We start from the raw sequence: 12,278 nt of genomic DNA on the forward strand, positions 1-12,278 counted from the left end.
CCCGTCCCCGGGCACCACCCCCTTCGTACTTACGCGCGTGTCAGCCCCGGCTGAAGCTGACGACCAGTCGGCGGTCGTTGTCCAGCGAACCGCTCGGCTTGCTGACCATCGTGGCGGACAGGAAGAGGCGCCCGTCGCTGTAGACGAACTCGGAGTAGTCCGGCGTGAAGCTGGTCTCCGCGTTGCGGACCGATTCGTCGCTCGGGTTCTCCATCAGCACCGTCTGCTTGAAGGTGGCACCGTCGATGGAGACGACCTGGCCGCCCTTGTCGTACGGCGGCTCGCGGTACGCGATGATGTTGCCGCCGTCCATCCGGAGCGGGAACATCGTGTAGCGGTTGCCGGCGTCGGCCCGGTCGCCGGTCTGCTTGCCGGTGGTGAGGTCGAAGGAGACGATCTCGTTGGTGTTGCCGTAGTCGCCGGTGCCCTCGTGCTCCTCGGTCGGCAGGTAGATGCGGTTGTTGCCGACCGCGAGCTGGCTGCAGCTCTCGACCTCGGTGGATGCGCAGCGCGCCGCGTACTTCTCGGCGTCGGCGGCGATCCGGGTGGTCAGCTTGCCGGTCTCGGCGTCGATCGAGAAGAAGTCCGAGATGCCGCTGCCGTCACCGGCGGTGTCGCCGACGTCGGCCGCGACCACCAGCGGCTTGGTGGAGACGATGCTCGCGTAGTCGACGCCGGGCGGCATCTTGTACGAGGAGATCGGGGCCCCGGAGGTGGGGTTCAGCGCCTGGATGACGAGCTGCGGGTCGTCGTACGTGCCGCACTTGCGGACCACGGCGAGGGCGGGGCCGCCGCCGTAGCCGAGGTCGTAGCAGCCGTCGGAGGAGGTCTTCGGCTTCCAGCGCTCGGCGCCGGTGTTCAGGTCGAAGGCGGCGCCGCCCTCCAGGCCGCCCGCGGCGACGGTGGTGCCGCTGACGGTGACCTCGGCGAACCGGACCGGGGCGTCACCGCTGGTGGCGGCGGTGATCGACTTGCTCCAGAGCAGTTTGCCGGTCTTCAGGTCGAGCGCGCCGACCTGGTTGCACGGCGGGTACTTGAGCTGCTTGGTGGGCTTGCTCTGCTGGAAGAGGATCGCGGTCCGGAAGTCGTCGGACATGTGCCGGGAGGCGGCGCAGACCTGGCCCGCGAGCGGGATGGACCAGAGCTTGGCGCCCTTCTTGGCCGGGTCGTAGGCGACGATCTCGTTCAGCCCGGTCTTGACGTACGCCTTGTCGGTCAGCCAGGAGCCGTCGACCTTGGTGACCTCGGTGACCTTGGGCATGGGGACCTGGAAGGCGACGGTGGACTTGGGGTCGGAGGGGGCCTTCTCCTTGCCCGCGCCGTCGGTGGCGCCGCCGCCCTTGTTCTCCCCGTCCGTCCCACCGCTGGTGCCGCCGGACTGGGTGGCCTCGTCCTTCTTGTCGTCGCCGCTGTTGGCGTACCAGATCCCGCCGCCCACGATGAGGACGACGGCCACGGCGGCGGCCACGATGATCTGCATCTGGGTGGTGAACTTCTTGCCGCCGCCGGTGTTCTGCGGCGGCATCGGCTGCTGCTGCATCGGCGCGGTCGGGTAGCCGTAGCCCTGCTGGGGCGGCGCGCCGGGCGGCATGCCCTGGGGAAAGCCGTAGCCCTGCTGCGGCTGGCCGGGCACGGGGGCCTGCGGGTAGCCGTAGCCGGGCTGGGCGGGCTGGGTCTGGGGGTAGCCGTAGCCCGGCTGGGTCTGCGGGTAGCCGTACCCGGCGCCCGGCTGCTGCTGTTGCTGCGGCGGCGGGGTCGGGGAGCCGTACCCGCCGGGCGGCGTCGCGGGGGACTGCGGGCCCTGAGGTGTCTGGGGCGCCTGGGGTGGCTGGGCACCGGCGGGTGGCGGGGTCGGGGCGCCGAATCCACCTGGCGGCGGGTCCTGCGGGGCACCGAACCCGCCCGGCGGCGGGTCCTGCGGGGCGCCGAATCCGCCCTGGGGCGGCTCGTTGGGCGGCTGCGTCATGGCGTACGTACCTCTGGGAGGGGACTGGAGGGACTGGAAGGAAAGAGAGTGGTGGGACGGGGGCGGCGGGGCGGGCGGTGCGATCCGGCCGCCCCGCCGGCCGTGAGCCGTGGGGCTTCGGCGGCCGGTCCCCACCGGGGTCCGGCCGTCGAGGGACTTCCTGAGCCGTCAGTCGCCGAAGGCCATCATGGTCTTCGTCTCCAGCTCTTCCTTGTCGTTTCTGGCGCTGACCCGGCCGCTGGCGAGGAAGGAGCGGCCGTCCGCGTAGACGATCTGCGGCCGGTAGAAGCTCTTCTCCAGCTGGGACGTCGACGAGGGGTGCGTCAGCACCGTCTTCACGGCGCCGCCGGTCGGGGCGAGGGTGGCGATGCCGCCGCCGCGCTGGTAGCCGGGCTCCATGTAGAGCAGCACGTTGGCGCCGTCCATGCGCAGCGGCTTCACCGTGGTCTTGGCCGGGGCCGTGGCCTTCCACTTCGGCTTGCCGGTGTTCAGGTTGAACGCCACGACCTTGTTGGTCTGTTCGAGCCCGCCGCCCGCGTCGGTCGCGATGTAGAAGGTGTTGGCGTCGGCGGCGACCCCGGTGCACCCGTCGAGGGACTTGCCGAAGACGGCGAAGGCGCTGCCGCAGTCCGGGGCGAACGAGTCGCCCTTGTCACTGGAGAGGCCGGAGCGCAGCGTGCCGTCGTGCTTCAGCGCGAGGATGCTCCACTCCTTCTCCTTCTTCAGCGAGACGACCAGCGGGTCCACCGAGTAGACCTTGTCGATCTCCCAGCCGCGCTTGGGCTGGTACGTCCACCGGGCCTTGCCGGTCGCCGGGTCGATCTCCTGGATCTGGTGCTGCGGGTTGTCGACGTCGTCGGTGCGGCAGCTGGCGGCGGCGATCAGCTTGGAGCCGCCGGCGAACGCGAAGGGCTGGCAGTTGCCCGCGGGCTTGCCGAACAGCTCCTTGCCGTCGCTGACCCGGTACGCGTTGGAGTTCCCGGTGCGGGCGACGGTGACCGTGTCACCGCTGACGGCGAGGGAGATGTCCGAGAGGAAGTCCCAGGTGCCGTTCTTCTTGACGGACTTCTTCCAGCCCGCCTTGCCGGTCTTCAGGTCGATCATCTGGAGGTCCGCGCAGTCGGCCCGGCTGGTGGTGCCGTTCTTGACCCCGATGACGATCTTGCCGTCGGCGGTGGTCTGGTTGGGGGCCGCGCACAGGTCGGCGGGCAGGTCGACCGACCACTTCTTCTTGCCGTCGGCGACGGAGTAGCCGGTGACCTGGCGGTACATGCCCTTGACGATCGTGTCGCCGACCACCCAGGGGCCGCGTACGTCGGAGCCGTTGCGCGGCAGGTCCACGTCGTTCGTCTGGAGCCAGAGAACCTTGGCCTCGCCGGCCTTGCGCCCGGCGTTGAGGTCCCCGTCGCCGCCGCGGCCCGTGCCGTCGCCGTTGCCGTCGCCCTGGTCGACGGAGGCGGAGACGCTCGGCTTGGCGCCCTCGCTCTCCTTCGCGACGGGCTTGTCGTCGGAGCCGCCGCTCGTGGCGACGTAGATGCCGGTGCCGATCACCGCGAGCGCGGCGACCGCGGCACCGATGATGATCGCGGGCTTGCGCTTGGCGGAGCCGCCGCCCGGACCGCCCGGACCGCCCGGGGCCGGGGCCGGGGCGCCCGGGTACTGCTGCTGCGGGTAGCCGTAACCCGGCTGCTGCTGCCCGTACGGACCGGGCTGCTGGCCGTAGGGTCCGGGCTGTTGGGCGTACGGGCCCGGCTGCTGCTGGGTGGGGGCTGCGGGCTGCTGCCCGTACGGGCCAGGCTGCTGGGCGTACGGGCCCGGCTGCTGCTGACCGTACGGGCCGGGCTGGGGCTGGGTCGGCGGCTGAGGCGGCTGGGGCTGCTGAGGGGCCTGCTGCGGGTAGCCGTAGCCCGGCTGGGTCGGCGGCTGGGGCGGGGCCTGGGGCGGCTGAGGAGTTCCCGGCGGCGGGTCCTGCGGCGCGCCGAAGCCTCCCTGCGGCGGTTGCTGGCTGGGCGGCTGGGTCATCAGCACGTCCCCCTTCGTGCGGTCCGGATGCCCGTTCCGATCTCCCCCGCGATTCCGTGGAACACCACGGGGCCGAAACCCCGCCGAATTCCCCGGAAAGGAGCGAATCGGGCATGGATCCCGCGGCGTTGCGTCAGTCGAGCGGGGCTTCTTTGTACCACCCGCGGATGCCCGGACAGCGGGTCGGTCCATCCCCTGTTCCCAAGGGAGAACCGCCCCGTGATGGCTCCGTTACGCCTGGGACCTTGCGTTCGTACCAAGGTTTCCACCCGTCGCGGCGTCAGTCGCCGAACATCTCCAAGGACTTCGCCCGTACCTCGTCCCCGTCCTTGATCCCGCTGATGAACGTGGTCATCACCAGGGAACGGCCGTCCCGGTAGACGACCCGGGGCTGGAACAGGGAGCGTTCGGTCGGCGATCCCGCGTCCGGGTGCTGGAGCAGCAGTTCGGGCTTGCCGCCGGTCTGCGGCAGGGCGGCGATGGCACCGCCCTTCTTCGACTCCGGTTCCACGTAGAGGATCAGCCGGCCGTTCTCCGTCCGCAGCGGCATCATGCCCTGCCCGGCGGGGGCCGGGGACCGCCAGCGGGGCTTCCCGGTGGCCAGGTCGAAGGCGACGACCTTGTTGTCGACGGCGGAGTCGGAGGCGTCGGCACCGAAGGACTTGGTCGCCAGGTAGACCGTCCGGTCGTCGGTGGCCACCCCGGCGCAGTTGTCGAGGTTCCCGTTGCCGGTGATCAGGTCGGAGTCGCACTGCACCCGGTAGTCCTCGCCCTTGCCGCCGACCAGCTGGGAGCGGTAGGTGCCGTCCGGGTTGAGCGTGATGATCGCCCAGCCCTTCTCCTCCTTCTTCTCCAGGGAGACGACCAGCGGATTGACGGAGTAGAACTGCCCGATCTGCCAGCCCTTCTTGACCTTGTACTTCCACAGGAGCTTTCCGGTGGCCGGGTCGATCCGCTCGACCAGCTGCTCCTTGTGGTCGTCCTCGGCCGTCTGGCAGCTCGCCGCCGCGATGCCCTCCGGGCCGCTGGCGAATCCGAACGGCTGGCAGTTGCCCGGGAGTTCACCGAAGAGCACCTTGCCGTCACTGATCCGGAAGGCATCCGTCCGGGTCGTGCGGCCGACGGTCACGGTGTTGCCGTTGGTCGCCATCGCGAGGTCGGAGAGCATGTCCCAGGCCCCCTGGCGCCGGTAGCTCTTGAACCAGCCGGCCTTGCCCGTCCTGAGGTCGACCATCTGGAGCCCGTTGCACATCGCCCTGTCGCCGGTGCCGACCTCGACCCCGAGGACGATCTTGCCGTCGGCGGTCGCCTGCGACGGGGCCCCGCACATCCGGCCGGGCAGCTGGAGGGTCCACTTCTCGGCGCCGTCGCCGACCGCGTAGGCGGAGACGGTGCGGTACATCGCCTTGACGACGGTGTCGCCGACGAACCAGGGACCGTACGCGTTCTGGCCGTTGCGGGGCAGGTCGATGCCGCCCTCCTGGAGCCAGAGGACCTTCGCCTCGCCCTTGCCGCGCAGCTTGTTGATGCCGTCCGCCTCGGCGCGCAGGTCGCTCGGGCCGGGGCTCTCCTCGCCCTTGCCGGTGGGCTTGGGGGCGGGGACGGTGGGACTCGCGCTCGCCTTCCCGCCGGGGGACGGGTCCTCGCTGCCGCCAGTGGCCAGCCAGACGCCGCCCCCGGCGAGCAGCGCGACCGCGATCACGCCGCCGACGATCGCCCCGCGCCTCCCCCGGAAGAAGCCGCCCCCACCGGAGGAGCCGCCCGCCGGAGGGCCGGGAGGCGTCTGGGGCGGTGCGCCGTACGGGCCGGGCTGGGTGGGCACGTTGTACGGACCGGGCTGGGTCGGAGCGTTGTACGGACCGGGCTGCTGGGGCGGCGTGCCGTACGGGCCCGGCTGCTGGGCCGGGGCGTTGTACGGGCCCGGCTGGGCGGGCGCTCCGTACGGGCCGGGCTGCTGCGGCGGCCGGCCGTACGGGTTCGGCTGCTGCCCGTACGGGTTCGGCGGGGGGTCGCAGGAGGCCGGCGGGGGGTCGTACGGAGCCCCGAAGCCCTCCTGCGGCGGCTGCTGGCCGGGCGGCTGGGTCATCAGCACGTCCCCCTTCGTGCGGATCGGCCCGGCTGCGGAACCGGGGCAAGGTTTCTTTCTATCACCCGCCCCGTGAGCCCCATCCGTCACACCTGACGCACCCGCCGAACCACCGCGTTCCCGTCAGCTTTCAGGCGCCATGCGTCGGCCGCCCAAGCGTCAGCCGTCAGGCGTCCTCGGCCAGTTCGAGCCAGCGCATCTCCAACTCGTCGCGCTCGGCGACCAGTTCACGCAGCTCCGCGTCGAGCGCGGCGACCTTCTCGAAGTCCGTGGCGTGCTCCGCGATCTGCGCGTGCAGCGCGGTCTCCCGGGTGGAGATCTTGTCGAGCTGCCGCTCGACCTTCTGGAGCTCCTTCTTCGCCGCGCGGGCGGCCTGCGGGGAGACCGTCGCCGCCGGGGCGGCCGTCTCCTTCGCCGGGGCGGGGGCGGCGGACGGGGTGGCCGCCTCCTCCATCCGCTGCCTGCGCTCCAGGTACTCGTCGATCCCGCGCGGCAGCATCCGCAGCGTGCGGTCGCCGAGCAGGGCCATCACCCGGTCCGTGGTGCGCTCGATGAAGAACCGGTCGTGGGAGATCACGACCATCGACCCGGGCCAGCCGTCGAGGAGGTCCTCCAGTTGGGTCAGGGTCTCGATGTCGAGGTCGTTGGTCGGCTCGTCGAGGAAGAGGACGTTCGGTTCGTCCATCAGCAGGCGCAGGATCTGGAGCCGGCGCCGCTCACCGCCGGAGAGGTCGCCGACCGGCGTCCACTGCTTCTCCTTCGTGAAGCCGAACCGCTCGCAGAGCTGGCCCGCGGTCATCTCCCGGCCCTTGCCGAGGTCGACCCGGTCGCGTACCTGCTGGACGGCCTCCAGGACCCGCAGCGCCGGGTCGAGCTCGCGGACCTCCTGGGAGAGGTAGGCCAGCCTGACGGTCTTGCCGACGACGACCTTCCCGGCGGCGGGCTGCACGTCGCCCTGGGTGCGGGCCGCCTCGGCGAGCGTCCGCAGCAGCGAGGTCTTGCCCGCGCCGTTGACCCCGACCAGGCCGATCCGGTCGCCGGGGCCGAGCTGCCAGGTGAGGTGCTGGAGCAGGGTCTTCGGGCCGGCCTGGACGGTCACGTCCTCCAGGTCGAAGACGGTCTTGCCGAGCCGGGCGTTGGCGAACCGCATCAGCTCGCTCGTGTCGCGCGGCGGCGGCACGTCGGCGATCAGCTCGTTGGCCGCCTCGATGCGGTAGCGCGGCTTGGACGTACGGGCGGGGGCGCCGCGGCGCAGCCAGGCCAGCTCCTTGCGGACCAGGTTCTGCCGCTTGGTCTCCTCGGTGGCGGCGATCCGCTCGCGCTCGGCGCGGGCGAAGACGTAGTCGGAGTAGCCGCCCTCGTACTCGTAGACCGAACCGCGCTGGACGTCCCACATGCGGGTGCAGACCTGGTCGAGGAACCAGCGGTCGTGGGTGACGCAGACGAGTGCGGAACGGCGGGCGCGCAGATGGCCGGCGAGCCAGGAGATGCCCTCGACGTCGAGGTGGTTGGTGGGCTCGTCGAGGACGATCAGGTCCGGCTCGCCGATCAGCAGCTTGGCCAGGGCGATCCGGCGCCGCTCGCCGCCGGAGAGCGGGGCGATGACGGTGTCCAGACCGTGCTCGAAGCCGGGCAGGGCGAGGCCACCGAAGAGGCCGGTGAGCACATCGCGGATCTTGGCGCTGCCCGCCCACTCGTGGTCGGCGAGGTCGCCGATCACCTCGTGGCGGATGGTGGCCCCGGGGTCGAGCGAATCGTGCTGGGTGAGGACGCCGAGCCGCAGCCCGCCGCTGTGCGTGACGCGGCCGCTGTCCGCCTCCTCCAGCCGGGCGAGCATCCGGATCAGCGTGGTCTTGCCGTCGCCGTTGCGGCCCACGACGCCGATCCGGTCCCCCTCGGACACACCGAGGGACACCCCGTCGAGCAGGGCACGGGTGCCGTACACCTTGCTGACCTGCTCGACATTGACCAGATTGACGGCCATTTCACTCCTGCCCGGTGGATCGATCGACTCTCCAGGGTAATCGGCCGACGGCTGCGCTAGCGTGCGGCGACCGATCAAGGGCCGCGGCCCAGGTCGGAAGGGCTTCGGCATTTCGGGAGTGGGGACATCGATGGGGAATTCCACGGCGCACGGCGCACGGCGCGACGTCATGGACGGCGCCCGGCACGGCGCCCGGCGCGACGCCGCTCGCGGACCGGTTCGCGGTGTGACCGCGGCGGTGGCGGTGCTGGCGGCGTTCGTCCTGGTGGGCTGCACGTCCCCGGCACGGGACGCGGACGCCGGGGAACCGTCGCGGAAGGCGGACGCGGAGGCGGGGGAGAAAGCGGGGGCGGCCGGGAGGACCGCCGCCGGGGCGGGTTCGGTCGGAGCCGCCGGCTCGGCCTGCCCGATGCCCCTCTCCTTCGACCTCGCGGCGTCCTGGAAGCCGAAGGCGGCCCATGTAGACAAGGACTCCGAGCTGGGCGCCGCGCTGGGGGTGCAGGGCGGGGCCACCCTGATCTGCGAGATCGACGCGAAGCCCGCGGGGAACATCGGGTTCCTGCGGGTGTGGCGGGGCGAGAAGTCCGACGCCACCCCGCGCCGGGCCCTGGAGAGATTCACGGCGGCCGAGGACGGCGCGGAGAAGTTCGTCTACACCGAGGTCAGGGCCGGTGACCTGCCCGCGGTCGAGGTGGCCTACACGGCCCACAGCGAGCTGCTGGACGAGAGCAAGAAGGAGCGGGCGTTCGCCGTCGCCACCCCGGACGGCCCGGTCGTGGTCCACCTGGGCGGGATGGACACGCGGGAGCACGAGCAGATGCTCCCGGCCTACGAGCTGGCGAAGAAGACCGTGCGGCTCGGCTGACCTGGCGGAGGGCGCGGGAGCCCGCCCTCTCCGGCCCGCTCCCCCTCGTGCGGGCCGTCTACAGGACCGTGGCCACCGGGGCGGGCGACACTGCGGTGCGGGCCTCGCGGCAGGTGCCGGAGGCCATGAGGGCGGCGGCCACCTGGCGGGCCGACTCCTCGTCCGCCGCCAGGAAGGCGGTGGTCGGGCCGGAGCCGGAGACCAGGGCGGCCAGGGCCCCTGCGGCGGTGCCCTCGGCGAGGGTGTCGGCGAGCGAGGGGCGCAGGGAGAGCGCGGCGGGCTGGAGGTCGTTGGAGACCGCCGCGGCCAGGGCCTTCGGGTCGCCGGTGCGCAGGGCGTCCAGGAGGGCGGGCGAGGCGGTGGGCGCGGGGACGTCGGTGCCCGCGGTGAGCCGGTCGAACTCGCCGTAGACGGCCGGGGTGGACAGGCCGCCGTCGGCGACCGCGAAGACCCAGTGGAAGGTGCCACCGACCTCGACCGGGGTGAGGTGCTCCCCGCGCCCGGTGCCGAGGGCGGCGCCGCCGACCAGGCTGAACGGGACGTCGCTGCCGAGCTCCGCGCAGATGGCCAGCAGCTCCTCGCGGTCCGCGCCGGTGTTCCAGAGGGCGTCGCAGGCCAGCAGGGCGGCGGCCCCGTCGGCACTGCCGCCCGCCATGCCGCCGGCGACGGGGATGTCCTTGGCGATGTGGAGGTGGACGTCGGGGGCGATGCCGTGCCGTTCGGCCAGCGCGATCGCGGCGCGGGCGGCGAGGTTCGTCGCGTCCAGCGGGACCTGGGCCGCGTCCGGCCCGGAGCAGGTGACGCGCAGCGCGTCGGCAGGGGTGGCGGTGACCTCGTCGTACAGGCCGACCGCGAGGAAGACGTTGGCCAGGTCGTGGAAGCCGTCGGGGCGCGGGCCACCCACGGCGAGCTGGACGTTGACCTTGGCCGGTACCCGGACGGTGATGCTCACGCGTCGCTCCCTGTGGGCTCGCTGGTGGTGCTGGTCGGCTTGTGCTCGGCGATGGCGGCGAACTCCTCGACGGTGAGCGCCTCGCCCCGGGCCTGCGGCGAGATCCCGGCGGCGACCAGGGCGGCCTCGGCGGCGGGGGCGGACCCCGCCCACCCGGCCAGGGCGGCCCGGAGCGTCTTGCGGCGCTGGGCAAAGGCGGCGTCCACGACCGCGAAGACCTCGGTGCGGCTCGCCGTCGTGGCGAGCGGTTCGGTGCGCCGGACCAGCGAGACCAGCCCGGAGTCGACGTTGGGCGCGGGCCAGAAGACGTTGCGGCCGATGGAGCCGGCCCGCTTGACGTCCGCGTACCAGGCGGCCTTCACGGAGGGCACGCCGTAGACCTTGTTGCCCGGCCGGGCGGCCAGCCGGTCGGCGACCTCGGCCTGGACCATGACGAGGGTGCGCTCGATGGTCGGGAACCGCTCCAGCATGGTCAGCAGGACCGGCACGGCGACGTTGTACGGAAGGTTGGCGACCAGCGCGGTGGGCGCCGGGCCGGGCAGCTCCCGGACGAGCATCGCGTCGGAGTGCACCAGGGCGAACCGGTCGGCCCGCTCCGGCAGCCGGGCGGCGACGGTGGCGGGCAGAGCGCCCGCCAGCACGTCGTCGATCTCCACGGCGACCACCCGGTCCGCCGCCTCCAGCAGGGCCAGCGTCAGCGAGCCGAGCCCCGGGCCGACCTCGACGACGACGTCGTCCGGGCGGACCTCCGCCGTCCGTACGATCCGGCGGACCGTGTTGGCGTCGATGACGAAGTTCTGGCCGCGCTGCTTGGTGGGGCGTACGCCCAGCGCGGCGGCCAGTTCGCGGATGTCTGCGGGGCCCAGGAGGGCGTCGGGCTCTGTGGTGCTCACCTGTAAAGCGTAAGGGCACCCCGCGCGGCTCCCCCGCGCCTCGGTCAGTAGTCGAAGGCCCTCGCCGTGTTCACGGCGACCGCCTCGGCCAGGACGTCCTCCTGGACGCCCTTCACCTCGGCCATCGCGCGCAGGGTGACCGGGATCAGGTACGGCGCGTTCGGCCTGCCCCGGTACGGGGCCGGGGTCAGGAACGGCGCGTCCGTCTCGACGAGCAGCAGCTCCAGCGGGGCGATCGCCAGGGCGTCCCGCAGCGGCTGGGCGTTCTTGAAGGTGACGTTCCCCGCGAAGGACATGAAGTACCCGGCGTCCGCGCAGATCCGGGCCATGTCGGCGTCGCCGGAGTAGCAGTGGAAGACGGTGCGCTCGGGGGCGCCCGCGTCGGCGAGGACGCGCAGGACGTCCTTGTGGGCGTCGCGGTCGTGGATGACCAGCGCCTTGCCGTGCCGCTTGGCGATCTCGATGTGGGCTCGGAAGGACTCCTCCTGAGCGGCCATGCCCTCGGGGCCGGTGCGGAAGTGGTCGAGCCCGGTCTCGCCGACGCCGCGTACGTGGTCGAGGGCGGCCAGGGCGTCGATCTCTGCGAGGGCCTCGTGCAGTGCGGCCCGTCCGCCGGCCGGGCGGGCGCCCTGGCGGGCGGTGCCGTCCGGGTCGCCGTGGACGATGCGCGGGGCCTCGTTGGGGTGCAGCGCCACCGCCGCGTGGACCTGGGGATGTGCGGCGGCGGTCTCGGCGGCCCAGCGCGATCCGGCCAGGTCGCAGCCCACCTGGACCACGGTGGTCACATTGACCGCGGCGGCCCTGGCCAGGGCCTCCTCGACGGTCGCGTCCTGCATGTCCAGGTGGGTGTGCGAGTCTGCGACCGGCACCCGGAGGGGTTCGGGCAGCGGCGGGGCTTCGGTACGGCTCATGCGGACGATCGTACGAGGGCGCGCCGGTGACCCCGTGCCGTTTCGGTGGAGGTGCCGCTTCCGGTGGAGGCCCCGCTCGGGTCTCCGGCGGCCCGGTGGAGGCGCTACTTCCGGTGGAAGGGGTGCAGCAGGTCGGACAGGTGCCAGTGGTGGCCGGTGGCCGCCGGTACCGGGGTCGCGCCCGCGGGCTCCGGGGCGTCGGCGCTCCCGGCGGCGGGCCTGAACCGGACCGGCGGGGAGTGGCGGAGCAGCTGCTGGACGGTGGAGACCCGGCCGGGGCGCATGATGCGGACGACCTCTCCGCCGCAGTTCGCGCAGCTGGGCCTGGAGAGCGGCGAGGGGACCTGCTCCCCGTCCGCCTTGTAGATGACGAATGCGTTGTTCGAACCGTCGACGTGGTGCTCTATCTCGTACGCCTGTTCCCAGCCGTACCCGCACCTCATGCAGGCGAAGGCGTACGCCTCGTGTGCGGTGGTCGCTGCGATGTCGCTCATGCCCGCTCCTTTGTCCGCCGGACAGGCTCCCCGGGCAGGCGGCCCGGAGAGCCGGAGAACGCGTCCCCGAACCAGTGGACGCCTTCACCAGGAAGAGCGCACCGG

Annotated in this window: 9 protein-coding genes; 1 reads left to right on the forward strand and 8 read right to left on the reverse strand. The window is 72.6% G+C overall.

What is annotated here, in order from left to right:
• Positions 1 to 40: 40 nt before the first annotated feature.
• From ACWC97_RS22430 to ACWC97_RS22445, 4 genes are all read right to left on the reverse strand, one after another.
• On the reverse strand, positions 41 to 1,966 hold the full coding sequence (locus ACWC97_RS22430; protein WP_352276856.1) for an outer membrane protein assembly factor BamB family protein: 1,926 nt from the start codon (positions 1,964 to 1,966) through the stop codon (positions 41 to 43).
• A 168-nt stretch (positions 1,967 to 2,134) separates the two neighbouring features.
• Positions 2,135 to 3,988 carry an outer membrane protein assembly factor BamB family protein gene (locus ACWC97_RS22435; protein ID WP_450651135.1) on the reverse strand — a complete coding sequence of 618 codons (1,854 nt, stop codon included), beginning with the start codon at positions 3,986 to 3,988 and terminating at the stop codon, positions 2,135 to 2,137.
• A gap of 280 nt (positions 3,989 to 4,268) precedes the next feature.
• A complete protein-coding gene (locus ACWC97_RS22440) occupies positions 4,269 to 6,074 on the reverse strand; it encodes an outer membrane protein assembly factor BamB family protein (RefSeq protein WP_450651137.1) in 1,806 nt (601 codons plus the stop codon).
• Positions 6,075 to 6,240: 166 nt separating this feature from the next.
• Entirely contained in the window at positions 6,241 to 8,058 is a 1,818-nt protein-coding gene (locus ACWC97_RS22445) for an ABC-F family ATP-binding cassette domain-containing protein (protein WP_450651139.1), read from the reverse strand.
• Between the two features lie 130 nt (positions 8,059 to 8,188).
• Here ACWC97_RS22445 and ACWC97_RS22450 point away from each other — a divergent pair, with 130 nt between their 5' ends.
• The gene (locus tag ACWC97_RS22450) at positions 8,189 to 8,923 is read left to right on the forward strand and encodes a lipoprotein (RefSeq protein ID WP_450651141.1); all 735 of its coding nucleotides are present in this window, start codon (positions 8,189 to 8,191) and stop codon (positions 8,921 to 8,923) included.
• A 58-nt stretch (positions 8,924 to 8,981) separates the two neighbouring features.
• On the opposite strand, the gene ACWC97_RS22455 is transcribed toward ACWC97_RS22450, so the two are convergent.
• The 4 genes from ACWC97_RS22455 to ACWC97_RS22470 form a co-directional block, all read right to left on the reverse strand.
• On the reverse strand, positions 8,982 to 9,875 hold the full coding sequence (locus tag ACWC97_RS22455; protein WP_450651142.1) for a 4-(cytidine 5'-diphospho)-2-C-methyl-D-erythritol kinase: 894 nt from the start codon (positions 9,873 to 9,875) through the stop codon (positions 8,982 to 8,984).
• A complete protein-coding gene (gene rsmA / locus ACWC97_RS22460; RefSeq protein ID WP_352276845.1) occupies positions 9,872 to 10,768 on the reverse strand; it encodes a 16S rRNA (adenine(1518)-N(6)/adenine(1519)-N(6))-dimethyltransferase RsmA in 897 nt (298 codons plus the stop codon). Before rsmA ends, ACWC97_RS22455 begins: the two co-directional genes overlap by 4 nt.
• Positions 10,769 to 10,812: 44 nt before the next feature.
• The gene (locus tag ACWC97_RS22465; protein ID WP_352276844.1) at positions 10,813 to 11,679 is read right to left on the reverse strand and encodes a TatD family hydrolase; all 867 of its coding nucleotides are present in this window, start codon (positions 11,677 to 11,679) and stop codon (positions 10,813 to 10,815) included.
• 104 nt (positions 11,680 to 11,783) lie between these two features.
• A complete protein-coding gene (locus ACWC97_RS22470; protein ID WP_450651144.1) occupies positions 11,784 to 12,173 on the reverse strand; it encodes a hypothetical protein in 390 nt (129 codons plus the stop codon).
• Between the last annotated feature and the right edge of the window lie 105 nt (positions 12,174 to 12,278).

The organism is Streptomyces sp. NPDC001108 (assembly GCF_053598535.1).